The organism is Streptomyces sp. NPDC015032 (assembly GCF_043080425.1).
GTDB lineage: Bacteria > Actinomycetota > Actinomycetes > Streptomycetales > Streptomycetaceae > Streptomyces.
The window spans coordinates 115,960-134,093 of the sequence record NZ_JBIBVN010000014.1; the positions used below are offsets into that span (position 1 = coordinate 115,960).

Genomic DNA, 18,134 nt, shown 5'->3' on the forward strand with positions numbered 1-18,134 from the left:
ATCCCGCCGCTCCTCGTGCGCCGCATGATCAAGCGGCTGGAGGCGCTGCCGCGGCCACCGGGCCCGGTGGCCCTGGCCGGGGTCCGCATCACCCGGCCGGCGGGGCGCCGAAGGCGGCCACCACTATGTTCATCGCCGTGGGGTTCATGCCTTCTCCCTTCGCGTCCGTCGAGTTGACGCTGTAGACGAGGGTCCGGGAGAGATCACGGGTGGCCGCGACGGCCGTGTTGTAGCCCCAGCGGCCACCCGTCTTGCCCCAGACCTCGCGCCCGCCCAGCCTCGTCACCGACAGACCCGCGCTGTACACGGCCGGGCCGCCCGTGCCGTACTCGCGCACCGATGCCCTGGGCAGCGTGAACATCTCCTCCAGCAGCGGCCCGCGCACCACCTGCCCGCGGAACAGGGCACGGGTGAAACGCTCCAGGTCGGCGGTGGTGGAGATCAGGTCGCCCGCCGCCCAGGCGTCCGTCGCCCCCCACACCGTCACATCGCGCAGTTCGCCGGCCGCGCCGAAGAGCTGGTAGCCGCGGTTGTGCGGCCCGCGGATCGCCGGGTCGGCGCCGGGGAAATACGTGTTTTTCAGCCGCAGGGGCTCCAGGACACGGCGCGAGACCTGCGAGGCGTACGAGTCACCCGTGATCCGCTCGATCAGCAGCCCCGCCACGGTGTAGCCGATGTTGCCGTAGTGCTGCTGGGTGCCGGGGACGAAGTCCGGCTTCCGGGAGGTGGCTTCGCGCACGGTCTGCACCGGGTCGTGCAGATCGAAGCGGTGCGCGTACCAGTCGTCCAGGTCGCCGCCGGAGTCGGTGGACGGGATGCCGCTCGTGTGGTTCAGCAACTGGCGCACCGTGACGTCCTCGTACGCCGTCGGGACCAGATCCGGCAGATAGCGCCGCGCCGGGCGGTCCAGGCCGAGCCTGCCCTCCGCGGCCAGCTGCAGCACGACGGCCGCCGTGAAGACCTTGGTCACCGAACCGGCACGGAAGCGGCCGTCCGGGTCCGCCGGCCGCCCGGTTACCAGGTCGTGGGCGCCGGCACTGCCCCGCCAGTCGCCCCCGGTGCCCGAGATCCGCACCAGCGCGGCCGTGGCGTCGTCCTTCGGGAGCCCGGCGAGGGCGGCCCGCAGCGCCTCGGCGTCCGGGGTTTGCCCGGTGGCCTCCCGGAGCGGGGAGTGGCCTGCGGCCGTCGGCGTACCGGCCGCCGCCAGGGCCGGTGGGACAGGGCCCGCGGCGATGCCGAGGACCAGCGCGGCCGCGACGGCGGTGCGGGACGTGCGGGCGTTCATGTCAGGTGCCTCCTGGGCGTGGAATCCTCAACTGCTGACGGACTCCATCCTGTTGATCAGCCCGCCGGGGCGGATCCCCCGGCCGGGGGTTTGCCGGAGGGAGGCCCGTTCCCCCGCGCGGGGGAGCCGAAGGCCGGACCTCCCTCCGGAGAGGGAGTCACGACACCGCACTCGTACGCGCAGATCACCGCCTGGATCCGGTCGCGCAGCCCCAGCTTGGACAGCACATTGCCGACATGGGTCTTCACCGTGTGCTCGCTGACGACCAGCGCCGCCGCGATCTCCGCGTTCGACAGCCCGCGGGCCAGGTGCAGCAGCGTCTCGTACTCCCGGGCGGTCAGTACGTCCAGGCGCGCCGACGGCGCCGCGCCCGTGGCGGGAGGGCGCGAGGTGTACTCGGAGATCAGCCGGCGCGCCACTGAAGGAGCCAGCAGTGAGTCCCCGGCCGCCACCACCCGTACCGCGTGCACCAGGTCGTCGCGGCGGACGTCCTTGAGCAGGAAACCGCTCGCGCCCGCGTGCAGTGCCTCGAAGACGTACTCGTCGGAGTCGAAGGTGGTCAGCATGACCGTACGGCAGCCGGTTTTGGCGCTGATGGTGCGGCAGGCCTCGATGCCGTCCGTGCCGGGCATCCGGATGTCGAGCAGCGCCACCTCGGGGGCCAGCCGCCGCACCGCTTCGACCGCAGCCCGGCCGTCGCCCGCCTCGGCCACCACCTCGATGCCCGGCTGCGCGTCCAGGATCATCGCGAACCCGCTGCGCACCAGCTCCTGGTCGTCGGCCACCACCACACGGATCGTCAACTTCCCACCTCAGTCCTGTGCTCCCCCTTCGGCCGGGCACACGGGATCGTCGCCCGGACCCGGAACCCCCGCCCGTTCGGACCGGGGCCGGTACTGGCCGTCCCACCGTGCGCGGCGGCGCGCTCCCGGATGCCGACCAGCCCCAGCCCGGAGCCGCCCCCGGGCCCCCGTCCGTCGTCGGTGACGGTGAGGGTCAGCACCTCGGGTCCGTGCTCCAGGAGGACCCGGACCGTCGGCGCTTCCGCGTGCTTGACCACGTTCGTCAGGGCCTCCTGCACGATCCGGTAGACGGTCGCCTCGACCGCCAGGCCCGGTGCGCCGGGGCTGCCCGTGACCTCGTACGAGACCGCTGGGCCGCTGCCGCTCACCCGCTCCACGAGACCCGGGAGTCCGCTCAGCGCGGGCTGGGGTTCGCGGGGCGCATCCGGCGAAGTCTCCGTCTCGCGCAGCACGCCGAGCATCCGACGAAGCTGCGCCATCGCGTCCCTGCCCGCCTCCGAGATCGCGTCGAAGGCCGCCTCGGCACGCTCCGGGGCCGTGCGGACCGCCACCGGTCCTGCCTCCGCCTGCACGATCATCAGGCTCACCGCATGGGAGAGGATGTCGTGCATCTCCCGGGCGATCCGGGCCCGTTCGCGGGCCGCCGCCTGTTCGGCCTCGATCCGGTGCGTCAGCTCCAGCTGACGCGCCCGGTCCTCCACCGCGCGCAGATACGCCCTGCGCGTCACTGTGAACCGGCCGAAGGCGTAGGCCGCCGCGAAGACGAACAGGGAGAAGAACAGCTCCCGCATGTCGTCGCTGCCGAGTCCGACCGAGACCGGCACCGCCACCGCCATGAGCACCGCGATCCCGATCCGCTTCGGCGGCGAGGAGAGCTCCGCCACCGTGTAGAACGCCACGAGACCGGTGTACGGGAGCGGCTGCCCCGGCCCGTCGACGGTGAACGTGTACAGGGCGCCCCCCGCCAGTACCGCGAGGAGGACCGCGACCGGCGCCCGGCGGCGGGCCACCAGCGGCAGCACCATCAGGGTGGTCAGCCCGTACGACGTCCACGTCGCCTCCGGCAGCTCCGGGGCCCGCGGCACGACGAACGGCATGGTCATGGCGGCCTGGACCAGCAGAGCGATGAGCACGTCCGTGCCGAGGGGACCGACCCCCGGGGCGCGTCCGGGCACTCCCGCCGTGATGCCGCGTATGCGCATCGGACCGGTGCCGTCAGGGCTTCCGCGCCACCGCGCCGAACTGGGCGACCTCCACCGCGCCCGGCTCGGCGCGCCAGCGCGCGCAGGACACGATGCCCGGCTCCACCAGGTCGAGCCCCGTCAGGAACGAGGTGAAGTCGGCCCGGCTGCGCGCGGTGATCGGCGGGGTGGCGTTCTCGTTCCAGAACCGCATCGCCGCCTCGTTGCCCTCGCCGCCCAGCTCCAGCGTGGGATGGGTCAGCACCAGATGGCTGCCGGACGGCATCGCGTCCATCAGGGTGCGCACGATGTGCCGGGCCTCACCGGTGTCGAGGACGAAGTTGAGGATGCCGAGCAGCATGACCGCGACCGGCTTCCCCAGGTCCAGTGTCGGCTCGACGGCCCGCAGGATCTTCTCCGGGTGGTGGGCGTCCGCGTCGATGTACTCGGTCGCGCCCTCCGGTGAGCTGGTGAGCAGTGCCCGGGCGTGCGCCAGGACGATCGGGTCGTTGTCGACGTACACGACACGGGAATCGGGCGCCGTGTGCTGGGCCACCTCGTGGGTGTTGTCGGCGGTGGGCAGGCCGGTGCCGATGTCCAGGAACTGGCCGATCCCGACGTCACCGGCCAGATACCGGACCGCTCGCCCCAGGAACGCCCGGTCGGCGCGCGCCACTTCGCCGATGCTCGGGTACATGCCGGTGACCTGGTCGCCGACCGCGCGGTCCACCGGATAGTTGTCCTTGCCGCCGAGCCAGTAGTTCCAGACCCGCGCGTTGTGGGCGATGTCGGCTCGGATGCGGTCGGCGCTGGGGGTGGTGCGGGGATCGGTCACGTCTCTGCTCCTCTTGATCCGGGCCTGCCGTCGTGGCGGATGCGGCGCTGTCCATGATGCAGGACCGATCAAGCAGAGGCGGTGGGGGAGGAGTTGCCGAGGATGTCGCGCAGGATGTCGACCCGGTTGGTGGTGATCGAGTCCACGCCCTGCCGGACCAGGCGGCGCATGGTGCGCCTGGTGTCTGCGGTCCAGGCGGAGACAAGCACCCCGTCCCGGTGGAGCCGGTCCGTCAGCTCCCGGTCCACCAGGCCGAACCGGTAGTTCAGCCACCGCGGCCGCACCGCGTCGAGCAGTGCCGGGCGCGGCGGCGCGAGCGTCGTCCGGGTCAGCGCGATCTCCGCGGACGGGTCGGCGGCACGCACCCGCAGCATGGCCTCCGAGCCCGCGCAGTAGTACACCCGCTCACCCGCACCGCACTCGCGCACCACACCGACGGTCTCGCGTACCGAAGCATCGGTGGAACCGGGCAGATCGACCATGAAGCGGTGGCTCCCGGCGGCGAGCAGCGCGTCGCGCAGGGTGGGTACACCGCCCGCGGTCAGCCCGGTGAGCTCCTCGTGGGTCAGCCGGTCCAGACGCAGGTCGTGGCCCCACAGCCGCTTCAGCGTGGCGTCGTGCAGCAGGACCGGTACGCCGTCGCGGGTGACCCGCACATCGATCTCGACCGCGTCCGCCCCCCGGTCGAGGGCGGAGCGGATCGAGGAGAGCGTGTTCTCACGGACCCGGTACGGATCGCCGCGGTGGGCGACGGCGGTGACAGTGGTGGCCATGGGGCCATTGTCACCGCCGGGGTCAGCGGCCCGTGCGGGCCAGCCAGTTCGTCGTGTAGGTGTCGATCTCGGCGGCGAGCGCCCGCTTGCCGGCCGCGTCGAGGTACGAGGCGTCGACCGCGTTCTTCGCCAGCGCGGCGAGGCCCCGCTCGTCCAGGTCGAGGAGGCGGGCAGCCACCGTGTACTCGTTGTTGAGGTCCGTGCCGAACATCGGCGGGTCGTCGCTGTTGATGGTGACCAGGACGCCCGCCCGCACCATTTCCCTGACCGGGTGCTTCTCGATGTCCGCCACCGCGCGGGTCGCGATGTTCGACGTCGGGCAGACCTCCAGCGGGATGCGGTGCTCGGCGAGGTGGGCCAGCAGCTCCGGGTCCTGGGCGGAGCTGGTGCCGTGGCCGATGCGCTCCGCGCGCAGATGGGTCAGCGCGTCCCAGACGGTCTGCGGCCCGGTGGTCTCCCCGGCGTGCGGCACGGAGTGCAGGCCCTCGGCGATCGCCCGGTCGAAGTAGGGCTTGAACTGCGGGCGCTCCACACCGACCTCCGGACCGCCGAGCCCGAACGAGACGAGCCCCTCGGGCCGCAGGTCCACGGCGAGCCGGGTGGTCTCCTCGGCCGCTTCGAGCCCGGCCTCGCCGGGAATGTCGAAGCACCAGCGCAGGACGACCCCGAGCTCGGCCTCGGCGGCCTTGCGGGCGTCCTCTATCGCCTCCATGAACCCCTGCTCCGGGATGCCGCGCCGGGTCGAGCTGAACGGGGTGACGGTCAGCTCCGCGTAACGGATGTTCTGCCGGGCCATGTCACGGGCGACCTCGAACGTCAGCAGCCGGACGTCCTCCGGGGTGCGGATCAGGTCAACGACGGAGAGGTACACGTCGATGAAGTGACCGAAGTCGGTGAAGGTGAAGTAGTCGGCCAGGGCCTCGGGGTCGGTGGGGACCTTCGAGTCGGGGTGGTGCGCGGCCAGTTCCGCGACGATACGGGGCGAGGCGGATCCGACATGGTGGACATGCAGCTCCGCCTTGGGCAGCCCCGCGACGAAGGGGTGCAGATCGGGCATCGGGCTCTCCGGGGCGTGGGGCGGTCGGGGTGCCGGGCGCGGTCGGCCGGGCAGGGGACGGGGATCATCGTAGGCCGGACCCTGCTGTGCGGGGCTTGGCCGTAGCATGACGGGACCACGATGGGGGAGGCCCATGTCAGACAACACAGAGCAGCCCGCGGGCGGGCCCGCGCCGAGTGATCCGTGGGCTCCGCCGGACAACAGGGTGCCGCTGGACAAGCCGGCCGGCGGCCCCCGACCGCCTGCTGTGCACGATCAGCCGACGGTGACCTCGATGCCGGGTGTCGAACCCGGCCCCGCACCCGTCACGGGACCGGGATTCGGCGCGGGGGCACCGACCGGGCCGGTGCCCGGCCCGGTCTCCGGCATCGGCCCGGGGGAGGTACCGCCGCCGCCCGTCGCACCGAACGGACCGGGCCAGTCGTTCCCGCCGCCCGCGGGGCAGTACGGCTACCCGGCCGCACCGGCCCCGCAGTACGGCGGCTACCCGGGGTACCCCGGCTACGGCCAGACGCCCTGGGGCGGGCCGGCGCCCGCGAACGGCCTCGGTATCGCCGCGATGGTGCTGGGCATCATCGCGGTCGCGGGGTTCTGCTTCTGGGGCCTGGGGGTCGTTCTCGGTGTCCTGGCGCTGATCTTCGGCATCATCGGCCGCGGCCGGGCCGGGCGGAACGAGGCGACCAACGGCGGCATGGCGCTCGCCGGAATCATCCTCGGATCGATCGGCATCGTCATCAGCGGGGCGTTTCTCGCGCTCATGATCTGGGGCGTGGCGAGCGGCGAATTCGAGGAGGACGGCACGACCGGCGACCAGACCGTCTACGAGGAGCCCTACGCGTCGTAGCCCGTCGGTGCCCGGCACCGGACCCTCGTCATGACGACAGCAGTCTCCGCCCGATGGCCGGGCGGTCCGGAACCCGGACCGCCCGGCCATCGGGCGTCCGGGCCGTCTCATGGCCTGCGCAGCTCCGCCCGCGCGTCCATCAGTGCGAACCCCAGCAGATTCAGCCCCCGCCAAGTCGCCGGATTCTCCGCCCGCGGGTCGTCCGCGGCCAGCCCGATGCCCCAGACCCGGTCCATGGGGCTCGCCTCCACCAGGACCCGGTTTTCGGTGTTCAGCAGGAATTCCCGCAGCTGAGGGTGGTGGCGGAACTTGTGGACGCTGCCGGCCACCACCAGTGCGTACCGCTCGCGCTCCCATACCGCCTCGTCGAACCCGTGGACCAGCCGGCCCACCTTCTTCGCCTGGGCCGGACTCTTCGCCGACACCGCCCGGGTCTCCGCCTCGGTGTCGCCGAACAGCCTCGCCTTCGCGGCCATCATCCAGTGTTCGGCCGATGCGTACGTCACGCCGTCGACCATGAAGGGCGACGGCCACCACTGACTGAGACAGCTCGCACCGATGCGGCCGTCGGGCCGGGGGCGGTGACCCCAGAAGTGCAGGTACTTCACCTTCTCGCCGCGCGCGGACCGCGCCAGGAGCTCGTCCATGTGTTCCATGACACGCGAGTCTGGCATCCGCCACGGACACTCCGTACGGGGAATTCCGCACGGACGCGACACATGGTCGAAGGAATCCGTTGCGTAACCAAAAGGCAACAACGGAATCACTTGTTGGGGTCCATTCCCTCTGTCAGGATCGGCAGTCAATTCGAGCAGAGACTACGCCGCCCCCGTACTCCGGGGAACGCGGCGGAGGAGAGCGTCATGGGCAACGGCATCCAGGTGCGGGACCGCTTCGCGGACGGCGCACAGTACATCGGCGGACAGCTGCGGTCCGGTACATCGGGGCGTGACCACGAGGTGGTGAACCCGGCGACGGGCGAGACCGTCTACCGCTACGAACTGGCGGGCACCGTCGACGTCGACGCGGCCGTCGCCGCCGCACGCGAGGCGTTCCCCGGCTGGTCGGGGGCGACTCCGGCCGAGCGGGCCGAGGCGATGCACCGCTTCGCGGCCGTCCTCGCCGAGCAGGCCGACGACTTCGCGTACGTCGAGTCCCTCCAGTGCGGCAAGCCGATCAAGCTCTCCACCGAGTTCGACGTGCCCGGCACCGTCGACAACACCTCCTTCTTCGCGGGCGCCGCCCGCCACCTGGAGGGCAAGTCGGCGGCCGAGTACGACGGCGACCACACCTCGTACGTACGCCGTGAGGCGATCGGCGTCATCGGCTCCATCGCGCCCTGGAACTACCCGCTCCAGATGGCCGCCTGGAAGGTCCTCCCGGCCATCGCCGCGGGCAACACCATCGTCCTGAAGCCCGCCGAGATCACCCCGCTCACCTCGCTGATGTTCGCCCAGGCGGCCACCGAGGCAGGCATCCCGGACGGGGTGATCAACATCGTCACCGGCGCGGGCAAGGACGCGGGGGAGCACCTCGTGGGCCACCCGGACGTCGTCATGACCTCCTTCACCGGCTCCACCGCCGTCGGCAAGCGGGTCGCGGAGATCGCCACCTCCACCGTCAAGCGCCTCCACCTCGAACTCGGCGGCAAGGCACCCTTCGTCGTCTTCGACGACGCCGACCTCGAAGCCGCGATCCACGGCGCGGTCGCCGGAGCGCTCATCAACACCGGCCAGGACTGCACCGCCGCCACCCGCGCCTACGTCCAGCGCCCCCTCTACGACGCCTTCGTGCAGGGCGTCGCCGAACTGATGGAAACCGTCCGGCTCGGCGACCCCTTCGACCCGGCCACCGACCTCGGCCCGCTGATCAGCCACGCCCAGCGGGACCGGGTCGCCGGATTCGTCGAGCGCGCCCGCGCGTATGCCACCGTGGTCACCGGCGGCGAGGCACCCGGCGGCGAACTGGCGGCCGGGGCCTACTACCGGCCGACCCTGGTCGCCGGTGCCGCCCAGGACAGCGAGATCGTCCAGTCGGAGATCTTCGGCCCGGTCCTGGTCGTGCTGCCCTTCGACACCGACGACGAGGGCATCGGCCTCGCCAACGACACCCCGTACGGGCTCGCCGCCTCCGCCTGGAGCCGCGACCTGTACCGGGCGAACCGCGCCACCCGCGACATCAAGGCGGGCTGCGTCTGGGTCAACGACCACATTCCGATCATCAGCGAGATGCCGCACGGCGGATACAAGGCCAGCGGCTTCGGCAAGGACATGTCCTCGTACTCCTTCGAGGAGTACACGCAGATCAAGCACGTCATGTACGACAACACCGCGGTCGCCCGCAAGGACTGGCACCGCACGATCTTCGGGGACCGATAACCCGGCCGCCCCGGCCGCACCCACCCGAAAGGGCAACCCGCATGGAGCTGTACGAGCCCGAGCGCCTCTCCGCGGCCCAGCTGGCCGCGATGCGACGCAGCCTGACCAGCGGCCGGGGCGCGCTGACCCGCCGTTCGCTACTCCGTGCCTGGGGCCTGGGCGCGCTCGCGATCGGCGGGCTGGGGACGCTGAGTGCCTGCGGCATCCCGGCGGCGAAGCGGGAAGGGGACGCCGCGGCGGCCTCGGACGACCACTCGGCCCGGGAGAAGCAGCTCAACTTCTCCAACTGGACCGAGTACATGGACGTCACCGACGACGGCAAGCACCGTCCGACGCTGGAGGCGTTCACGGAGCGCACCGGGATCAAGGTCAAGTACACCGAGGACATCAACGACAACGTCGAGTTCTTCGGCAAGATCAAGCCGCAGCTCGCGGCCGGCCAGGACACCGGCCGCGACCTCATCTGCGTCACCGACTGGCTGGCCGCCCGCATCGTCCGCCTCGGCTGGGCGCAGAAGCTCGACCCGTCGCATCTGCCGCACGCCTACGCCAACCTCTCGGCCCAGTTCCGTACCCCGGACTGGGACCCCGGCCGCGCCCACTCGTACCCGTGGTCGGGCATCCCGGCCGTCATCGCCTACAACTCCAAGGCGACCGGCGGCCGCAAGGTCGATTCCGTCAGTCAGCTGCTCGACGACCCGAAGCTCAAGGGGCGGGTCAGTTTCCTCTCGGAGATGCGCGACTCCGTCGGTATGACCCTGCTCGACATGGGCAAGAACCCCGGCACCTTCACCGACGCCGACTACGACGCGGCGATCGGACGGCTCCAGAAGGGCGTCGACAAGAACCAGATCAGGCGCTTCACCGGCAACGACTACACGGCCGACCTCGACAAGGGCGACATCGCAGCCTGCGTCGCCTGGGCCGGCGACATCATCCAGCTCCAGGCCGGAAACCCGGACATCAAGTACGCCATCCCGGCCGCCGGTTACGTCATATCCAGCGACAACCTGCTCGTCCCGGTGAAGGCGCGGCACAAGACCAACGCGGAGAAGCTCATCGACTACTACTACGAGCCGGCGGTCGCCGCCGAACTCGCCGCGTACATCAACTTCGTCTGTCCGGTCGACGGAGTCCGCGACGAACTGGCGAAGATCGACCAGGCGATGGCCGACAACGTCCTGATCCTTCCGGACGAGGAGATGGCGGCCCGGTCGCACGCCTTCCGTTCCCTGACGGCCGAGGAAGAGACGGCGTACGAAGAGAAGTTCGCCAAGCTCATCGGCGCCTGACCGCCGCGCGTTCCCCTTTCCCCGATCTCCCCTGACACCACTGGGACTGCGATCCATGACACAGCAGCAGACTGGCGGCGACATCCGCCTCACCGGGATCAGCAAGACGTACGGCTCCTTCGCCGCCGTCAAGCCGCTCGATCTGACCGTCCCGCAGGGCTCGTTCTTCGCGCTGCTCGGCGCGTCCGGCTGCGGCAAGACCACCACCCTGCGGATGATCGCGGGCCTGGAGGAGGCGACCACCGGCACCATCTCCCTCGGCGGCCGCGACATCACCGGCCTGCCCCCGTACAAGCGGCCCGTCAACACGGTCTTCCAGAGCTACGCGCTCTTCCCGCACCTCGACATCACCGAGAACGTCGCCTTCGGTCTGCGCCGGCGCGGCATCAAGTCGGTGAAGAAGCAGGTCGACGAGATGCTGGAGCTCGTACAGCTCGGCGATTTCGCGAAACGCAAACCGCACCAGCTCTCCGGCGGCCAGCAGCAGCGCGTCGCCGTCGCCCGCGCCCTGATCAACCACCCGCAGGTGCTCCTGCTCGACGAGCCGCTCGGCGCCCTCGACCTCAAGCTGCGCCGACAGATGCAGCTGGAGCTCAAGCGCATCCAGACCGAGGTCGGCATCACCTTCATCCACGTCACCCACGACCAGGAGGAGGCCATGACCATGGCCGACACCGTCGCGGTGATGAACGGGGGCCGGGTCGAACAACTCGGCGCCCCCGCCGATCTGTACGAGAACCCGAGGACGACCTTCGTCGCCAACTTCCTCGGCACCTCCAACCTCATCGAGGCCGAGATCGTCTCCGCGGGCACCGACATCGTCGTCGCGGCCGGTGACGGGAAGCTGCGGCTGCCCGCCGACCGGTGTGCGGCCCCGGCCACGAACGGCGGCAAGCTGCTGCTCGGGGTACGCCCGGAGAAGATCTCACTCGCGCACGCCGACGACGCGGACGCCATAGCCGACGGCCGCAACCGGGTCACCGGCCGGATCGTCGACTCCAGCTTCATCGGAGTCTCCACCCAGTACGTGGTGGAGAGCCCGGCGGGCAAGGCACTTCAGGTCTACGAGCAGAACGTGGAGAGGCGCGCGGGACTCGCGGCCGGTGCCGAGGTCGTCCTGCACTGGAATCCGGCGCACACCTTCGGCTTGGACGCCGCCCAGTCCATGCTTGCGGGGACGATGGGCGACGCCGGTGTGGAGACGGTGGAGGACGCGGCGTGAGCGTCACCAAGGAGGCGCCACCGGCGCCCGTCACGGCGGAGCTCAAGGTACGCAAGGCCTCCACCCGTAAGCGCCTCGTCCCGTACTGGCTGCTGCTCCCCGGCATTCTGTGGCTCGTCGTCTTCTTCGCGCTGCCGCTGGTCTACCAGGCGTCGACCTCCGTGCAGACCGGATCCCTGGAGAAGGGATTCGAGGTCACCTGGCACTTCCAGACGTACTGGGACGCGCTGAAGGACTACTACCCGCAGTTCGTCCGGTCCCTGCTGTACGCGGGCACCGCCACGATCCTGTGCCTGCTGCTGGGCTACCCGCTCGCGTACCTCATCGCCTTCAAGGCGGGCCGCTGGCGCAATGTCGTCCTCGTCCTGGTCATCGCGCCCTTCTTCACCAGCTTCCTGATCCGTACGCTCGCCTGGAAGACGATCCTCGCGGACGGCGGTGCGGTCGTCGACGTACTGAACACGCTGCACGTCCTGGACGTCACCAGCTGGCTCGGCTGGACCGAGTCGAACCGGGTGCTGGCCACACCGATGGCGGTGGTCTGCGGTCTCACGTACAACTTCCTGCCGTTCATGATCCTGCCGCTCTACACCTCGCTGGAGCGGATCGACGGCCGGCTGCACGAGGCGGCCGGCGACCTGTACGCCACCCCCGCCACCACCTTCCGCAAGGTGACCTTCCCGCTCTCCATGCCGGGCGTCGTCTCCGGAACGCTGCTGACCTTCATCCCGGCCAGCGGCGACTACGTCAACGCGGAACTGCTGGGCTCCACCGACACCAAGATGGTCGGCAGCGTCATCCAGACCCAGTTCCTGCGCGTCCTCGACTATCCGACGGCGGCCGCGCTCTCCTTCATCCTCATGGCGGTCGTCCTGGTCATGGTCACCGTCTACATCCGCCGCTCCGGGACGGAGGACCTGGTCTGATGCCCGTACTGCGCTGGATCCGCCGGAATCTGATCGTCATCGCGGGTCTGCTGACCCTCGCCTACATGATCCTTCCGAACATCGTCGTGATGGTGTTCTCGTTCAACAAGCCGAAGGGGCGCTTCAACTACGCCTGGCAGCACTTCTCGCTGGACGCCTGGAAGGACCCCTGCGGCGTCGCCGACATGTGCGGCTCGCTCTCGCTGTCCCTGCAGATCGCCACCTGGGCCACCGTCGGCGCGACCGTCCTGGGCACGATGATCTCCTTCGCGCTGGTCCGCTACCGCTTCCGGGCGCGCGGCGCGATCAACTCGCTGATCTTCCTGCCGATGGCGATGCCCGAGGTCGTCATGGCCGCCTCGCTGCTCACGCTCTTCCTCAACATGGGCGCGCAGCTGGGCTTCTGGACGATCCTCATCGCACACATCATGTTCTGCCTGAGCTTCGTCGTGACGGCGGTCAAGGCACGGGTGATGTCGATGGATCCGCGACTGGAGGAGGCGGCCCGCGACCTGTACGCGGGCCCCGTGCAGACCTTCCTGCGGGTGACGCTGCCGATCGCCGCCCCCGGAATCGCGGCGGGAGCGCTGCTGGCCTTCGCGCTCTCCTTCGACGATTTCATCATCACCAATTTCAACGCGGGCTCCACCGTGACCTTCCCCATGTTCGTCTGGGGATCGGCACAGCGCGGCACGCCCGTGCAGATCAACGTCATCGGTACGGCGATGTTCATCATCGCGGTACTGGTGGTGGTCGTCGGCCAGCTCATCGCGAACCGGCGGAAGAACACCGCACGATAGAAAGCCCCGAAGGAGTTGGAAACCATGGCCCCAGTCGCCATGCGTACTGCTGCACAATCACTCTCCGACGCCAAGCCGGTCTCGTTCTGGCTGGACGACCCCGGCAGGCCCGAGGCGCTCCCCGCGCTCACCGGCGACGAGCACTGCGATCTGCTCGTCATCGGCGGCGGCTACAGCGGACTGTGGACCGCGCTGATCGCCAAGGAACGCGACCCGGAGCGGGACGTCGTACTGATCGAGGGGCACGAGGTGGGCTGGGCCGCCTCGGGCCGCAACGGCGGATTCTGTGCCGCCTCCCTCACCCATGGCCTGCCCAACGGCCTGGAGCGCTGGCCGGACGAGATCGCGAAGCTGGAGGAGCTGGGCGAACGGAACCTCGACGCCATCGAGGCCGCCGTCGCCCGCTATGCCATCGACTGCGAATTCGAGCGGACCGGCGAAATCGATGTCGCCACCGAACCCCATCAGCTCGAAGAGCTTCACGAGTGGCACCAGGAGGCCGAAAGGCTCGGCTTCACCGGGCTGGAATTCCTGGACCGGGACGCGCTGCGCGCCGAGGTCGACTCGCCCACCTTCCTCGGTGGTCTCTGGGACCGGCGCGGGGTCGCCATGCTGCATCCCGCCAAGCTGGCCTGGGGCCTGAAGCGGGCCTGCCTCGATCTCGGGGTGCGGATGTATGAGCACACCCGGGGCCTCGAACTGGCCAGGACCACCACCTCGATGGCGCTCCGCACGCCGTACGGGAGGGTCTTCGCGCGCCGCGTCGCGCTCGGTACGAACATCTTTCCGTCCCTGGTCAAGCGGGTACGCCCGTACACCGTGCCGGTCTACGACTACGCGCTGATGACCGAGCCGCTCACCGCCGACCAGCTCGCCTCGATCGGCTGGAGGAACCGGCAGGGGCTGGGCGACAGCGCCAATCAGTTCCACTACTTCCGGATGTCGGCCGACAACCGGATCCTGTGGGGCGGCTATGACGCGATCTATCCGTACGGGGGCCGGCTGAGCGCCGATCTCGATCAGCGTCCGGAGACCTTCCTCAAACTCGCGGGCCAGTTCTTCGACTGTTTCCCGCAGCTCGCCGGGGTTCGTTTCAGTCATGCCTGGGGCGGGGCGATCGACACCTGTTCCCGCTTTTCCGCATTCTTCGGTACGGCCCATCAGGGCCGGGTCGCCTATGCCGCCGGATACACCGGGCTCGGTGTCGGCGCCACCCGCTTCGGGGCCGATGTGATGCTCGATCTGCTGGCGGGCGAACAGAATGAGCGGACCACGCTGGAAATGGTCCGCAGCAAGCCGATGCCCTTCCCGCCGGAGCCCTTCGCCTGGGCCGGGATCGAACTCACCAAGAGGTCCCTGGCAAGGGCGGACGACAACGGCGGGCACCGCAACCTGTGGCTGCGGACGATGGACCGGCTGGGGCTCGGCTTCGACAGCTGAGCGGTGACCGACGCGGCGTGACGCAGTTCACTACCAACTGGTAACCCGAACTCGCGTAATAGATCACCGCCGCCGCTCTCTCCCGTGTGAACGTACCGGCAACACATGGCCGGTCACACGGAATGGAGGCCGGTCATGGCTGGCGCGGGGGTCAAAGCAGCAGTCGAGTGGCTCGCATCGGCGGCACCGGATCCGGACGCCTGCCGGTGGGAATGGGAGCGTGATCCCCGGGGGATCGCGCTCCTTCCCGCCGGCCGGCGCTGGGACGTACTGATTCTTCCGGGGGAGCTGGGTCATCCCACGCTCGATGTGCTCACCCGGCTCGTCGACCGGCCCGGACCGGTCCTCTCCGATTTCGGCGAGGCCCGCATGGGCTTCTTCGTGCCCCCGGGCACCGCCGCCCGCTGGGTCGGCACCGGCGTACGGGGAGCGGGGCAGGGGACCTGGATCGTGGTGCCGTACCCCGGGCGGGAGGCCGCCGGTGCGGTGCGCTGGCTGATCCCGCCGGACGGCTCGGGCGCGCTCAACGACGTGATGCTCCTGGAGCTCGCGATGCATGAGGCGGCGGCCGGAAGGGCCGGAAGGGCAGGGAGAGGCGAGAACTGACGGGGAGCGGCGGACCAAGGGCTTCCCGGGGCTCCGTCCCGACCAGGTCTCCATCGGCCTGCCGGCCTCCACCCAGGCGGGCAACGGCTACACCTTGCCCGCCGAGGTCACCAAGGCGCTGAACTGCCTGACGAAGAAGACCGACTGCGGCTCGTACGCCACGCACGGCACATGGCCGGGGCTGCGCGGACTGATGACGTGGTCGCTCAACCGGGACCGCTTCAACAACGGGGAGTTCGCCAGGAACTTCGACGCCTGTTTCGGTAACTGAGGCCTACGGGGCAGCCCTTCGGGGCGACGGCCGGCCGGACCGGTGCCCGGTCCGGCGGCCGACCACCAGGGGCAGGAGCAGCAGTGCGCACAGGAGCCAGCTGCCCAGCACATCCAGCGGCCAGTGGTAGCCGCGCAGTACCAGACCGATGCCCGTCGCCGTGGTCAGCAGGACAGCGGCGACGGGCATCATCCACGGCAGCCGCATGTACGGCGCGGTCAGCAGCGCCGCCGCCCCGTACGCCACCGCGGCCGTCGCCGCGTGGCCGGACGGGTAGTAGCCGAGGGCGTCGGTCAGCGGACCGGGCCGGGCGACCCAGTCCTTCAGCGGGACGACGAGGAGCGGCACCGCCGCCATGGTGAGCGCCGCGAACAGCGGCTCCCGGCGGGCGCCGCGCACCAGGGCCCAGACGATCGCGCAGCCCAGCACCGGGAGCGCGAGCTGCATGGTGCCGAGATCGGCGAGAAATTCGGTCAGCGGGGCGGGACCGTGCCCGACGACGGCCCGGGCGGCCCGCTCGTCCGCCCCGCGCAGCGGGCCGTCGGCCGCGACCTGCCAGGTGGTGAGCGCGAAGAGCGCCAGGAGACCGGACGCCACGGAAACGAGAAGAGCCGGCCGCCCGGGAACAGGGGGGGTGGTTCCGGGGCGGCCGGCCGGACCGGTTTGCCGCGCGCCCCGGGGGGTCTGGGGCGGGCGGCCATCCGATCGGTGAGGAGTTCCGGAGCCAGAGGCTCCAGCGGTGTGCGCGAAGGCACGGCCAGGACGGTGCTGAGGAAGCTCCGACCCGGCGTCGCCGACAGTCCCCTGCGGGCGGGGTGTTTCTCTCATCTGCGGAAACCGTACGTCAGCGGCTGGGGGACCGACAGACGGAATCGGATCCCGCCATCGCCCCCCCACACCTTCTTCACAGGCCCTCACGCGGGCCCTGCATCCCCGGCGAAAACGCCGTCCGCCACCGCCGGGGTTTTCGCACGGATCAGATCCGGCCGAAAGCCTGCTCGATGACATCGAGGGCCTCGTTCAGCAGGTCCTCGCCGATCACCAGCGGCGGGAGGAAGCGCAGGACGTTGCCGTACGTGCCGCAGGTGAGGACCAGCACGCCCTCCGCGTGGCAGGCCTTGGCGAGCCCGGCGGCGGCCGCCGGGTCCGGGTCCTTCGTGCCGGACTTCACCAGCTCGATCGCGATCATCGCGCCGCGGCCGCGGATGTCACCGATGATGTCGCCGTTCGGCAGCTTCGCCTGCATCTCGGCGAGGCGGCCCTTCATGACCTCCTCGATGCGCTTCGCCTTCCCATTCAGGTCCAGCTCGCGCATCGTCTCGATGGCGCCGAGCGCACCCGCGCAGGCCACCGGGTTGCCCCCGTAGGTGCCACCGAGGCCACCGGAGTGTGCGGCGTCCATGATCTCGGCGCGGCCGGTCACGGCGGAGAGCGGGAGGCCGCCCGCGATGCCCTTGGCGGTGGTGATCAGGTCCGGGACGATGCCCTCGTCCTCGCAGGCGAACCACTGGCCGGTACGGCAGAAGCCGGACTGGATCTCGTCGGCGACGAAGACGATGCCGTTGTCCTTGGCGAACTGGGCGATCGCCGGGAGGAAGCCCTTGGCCGGCTCGATGAAGCCGCCCTCGCCGAGCACCGGCTCGATGATGATCGCGGCGACGTTGTCCGCGCCGATCTGCTTGGTGATCTGGTCGATGGCCTGGGCGGACGCCTCCGCGCCGGCGTTCTCGGCGCCGGTCGGCCAGCGGTAGCCGTAGGCCACCGGCACCCGGTAGACCTCGGGCGCGAACGGCCCGAAGCCCTGCTTGTACGGCATGTTCTTGGCGGTCAGCGCCATCGTGAGGTTGGTGCGGCCGTGGTAGCCGTGGTCGAAGACGACGACCGCGGAGCGCTTGGTGTAGACGCGGGCGATCTTCACCGCGTTCTCGACGGCCTCGGCACCCGAGTTGAACAGCGCGGACTTCTTGGCGTGGTCGCCCGGCGTCAGCTCGGCGAGCTGCTCACAGACCTCGACGTACCCCTCGTACGGCGTGACCATGAAACAGGTGTGGGTGAAGTCGGCGAGCTGCGCGGACGCGCGGCGGACGACGGCCTCGGCGGAGGCGCCGACCGACGTCACGGCGATACCGGAACCGAGGTCGATCAGACGGTTGCCGTCCACGTCCTCGATGATCCCGCCACCGGCGCGGGCGGTGAACACCGGCAGGGTGGAGCCCACACCTGCGGCCACCGTCGCGAGACGGCGGGCCTGCAGCTCCACCGACTTCGGGCCGGGAATGGCAGTGACGACGCGGCGCTCCTGCGGAATAGCGGTCATGAGGGGCTCCTGTGGGGTGTTTCGGACGCTTCTCTTCCTGCAGGCTATGGGCGGGCCCGGGGGTGTGGCATGTTCCGTTCGGGAGTGATGGCCGGACGCCGTTG

17 protein-coding genes and 1 pseudogene are annotated in these 18,134 nt (G+C 70.4%); 9 read left to right on the forward strand and 9 right to left on the reverse strand.

The window, feature by feature from the left end:
• Positions 1-88: 88 nt before the first annotated feature.
• The 6 genes from ACF08M_RS21250 to ACF08M_RS21275 all read right to left on the reverse strand — a co-directional run bounded on the left by ACF08M_RS21250 (position 89) and on the right by ACF08M_RS21275 (position 6,042).
• A complete protein-coding gene (locus ACF08M_RS21250) occupies positions 89-1,285 on the reverse strand; it encodes a serine hydrolase domain-containing protein (protein WP_392186796.1) in 1,197 nt (398 codons plus the stop codon).
• A gap of 56 nt (positions 1,286-1,341) precedes the next feature.
• Positions 1,342-2,088 (reverse strand): response regulator, encoded by a 747-nt coding sequence (locus ACF08M_RS21255; RefSeq protein WP_392186797.1) that lies wholly within the window; start codon positions 2,086-2,088, stop codon positions 1,342-1,344.
• On the reverse strand, positions 2,085-3,290 hold the full coding sequence (locus tag ACF08M_RS21260; protein WP_392186798.1) for a sensor histidine kinase: 1,206 nt from the start codon (positions 3,288-3,290) through the stop codon (positions 2,085-2,087). The genes ACF08M_RS21255 and ACF08M_RS21260 overlap by 4 nt, the downstream gene beginning before the upstream one ends.
• Positions 3,291-3,303: 13 nt before the next feature.
• Positions 3,304-4,104, reverse strand: coding sequence for an SAM-dependent methyltransferase (locus ACF08M_RS21265; RefSeq protein WP_392186799.1), 801 nt, complete (start codon positions 4,102-4,104; stop codon positions 3,304-3,306).
• 68 nt (positions 4,105-4,172) lie between these two features.
• Complete coding sequence (locus ACF08M_RS21270; protein WP_392186800.1) at positions 4,173-4,877, reverse strand: glycerophosphodiester phosphodiesterase; 705 nt, start codon at positions 4,875-4,877, stop codon at positions 4,173-4,175.
• Positions 4,878-4,899: 22 nt separating this feature from the next.
• The gene (locus ACF08M_RS21275) at positions 4,900-6,042 is read right to left on the reverse strand and encodes an adenosine deaminase (RefSeq protein WP_392186801.1); all 1,143 of its coding nucleotides are present in this window, start codon (positions 6,040-6,042) and stop codon (positions 4,900-4,902) included.
• 25 nt (positions 6,043-6,067) lie between these two features.
• Between ACF08M_RS21275 and ACF08M_RS21280 the strand changes: the two genes are divergently transcribed.
• Positions 6,068-6,778, forward strand: a complete 711-nt coding sequence (locus tag ACF08M_RS21280) for a DUF4190 domain-containing protein (RefSeq protein ID WP_392186802.1) — start codon at positions 6,068-6,070, stop codon at positions 6,776-6,778.
• A 107-nt stretch (positions 6,779-6,885) separates the two neighbouring features.
• Here ACF08M_RS21280 and ACF08M_RS21285 read toward each other — a convergent pair whose 3' ends face one another.
• Positions 6,886-7,425, reverse strand: a complete 540-nt coding sequence (locus ACF08M_RS21285) for an NADAR family protein (protein WP_392186872.1) — start codon at positions 7,423-7,425, stop codon at positions 6,886-6,888.
• 216 nt (positions 7,426-7,641) lie between these two features.
• On the opposite strand from ACF08M_RS21285, the gene ACF08M_RS21290 reads away from it, so the two are divergent.
• The 8 genes and pseudogenes from ACF08M_RS21290 to ACF08M_RS21325 all read left to right on the forward strand — a co-directional run.
• Positions 7,642-9,156, forward strand: coding sequence for a gamma-aminobutyraldehyde dehydrogenase (locus ACF08M_RS21290; protein ID WP_392186803.1), 1,515 nt, complete (start codon positions 7,642-7,644; stop codon positions 9,154-9,156).
• A 41-nt stretch (positions 9,157-9,197) separates the two neighbouring features.
• Entirely contained in the window at positions 9,198-10,448 is a 1,251-nt protein-coding gene (locus ACF08M_RS21295; RefSeq protein ID WP_392186804.1) for a spermidine/putrescine ABC transporter substrate-binding protein, read from the forward strand.
• A 55-nt stretch (positions 10,449-10,503) separates the two neighbouring features.
• On the forward strand, positions 10,504-11,670 hold the full coding sequence (locus tag ACF08M_RS21300) for an ABC transporter ATP-binding protein (protein ID WP_392186805.1): 1,167 nt from the start codon (positions 10,504-10,506) through the stop codon (positions 11,668-11,670).
• Entirely contained in the window at positions 11,667-12,596 is a 930-nt protein-coding gene (locus tag ACF08M_RS21305; protein WP_392186806.1) for an ABC transporter permease, read from the forward strand. The genes ACF08M_RS21300 and ACF08M_RS21305 overlap by 4 nt, the downstream gene beginning before the upstream one ends.
• Complete coding sequence (locus tag ACF08M_RS21310; RefSeq protein WP_093899058.1) at positions 12,596-13,396, forward strand: ABC transporter permease; 801 nt, start codon at positions 12,596-12,598, stop codon at positions 13,394-13,396. Before ACF08M_RS21305 ends, ACF08M_RS21310 begins: the two co-directional genes overlap by 1 nt.
• Before the next feature lie 24 nt (positions 13,397-13,420).
• Complete coding sequence (locus tag ACF08M_RS21315; protein WP_392186807.1) at positions 13,421-14,836, forward strand: NAD(P)/FAD-dependent oxidoreductase; 1,416 nt, start codon at positions 13,421-13,423, stop codon at positions 14,834-14,836.
• A 135-nt stretch (positions 14,837-14,971) separates the two neighbouring features.
• Positions 14,972-15,442, forward strand: a complete 471-nt coding sequence (locus ACF08M_RS21320; protein WP_392186808.1) for a hypothetical protein — start codon at positions 14,972-14,974, stop codon at positions 15,440-15,442.
• A gap of 13 nt (positions 15,443-15,455) precedes the next feature.
• A pseudogene (locus tag ACF08M_RS21325) lies at positions 15,456-15,713 on the forward strand (chitinase); the annotation flags it as partial.
• A 3-nt stretch (positions 15,714-15,716) separates the two neighbouring features.
• Here the strand turns inward: ACF08M_RS21325 and ACF08M_RS21330 are convergent.
• On the reverse strand, positions 15,717-16,541 hold the full coding sequence (locus ACF08M_RS21330; protein ID WP_392186809.1) for a phosphatase PAP2 family protein: 825 nt from the start codon (positions 16,539-16,541) through the stop codon (positions 15,717-15,719).
• 148 nt (positions 16,542-16,689) lie between these two features.
• Positions 16,690-18,030, reverse strand: coding sequence for a 4-aminobutyrate--2-oxoglutarate transaminase (gabT, locus tag ACF08M_RS21335; protein WP_392186810.1), 1,341 nt, complete (start codon positions 18,028-18,030; stop codon positions 16,690-16,692).
• Positions 18,031-18,134: the final 104 nt, after the last annotated feature.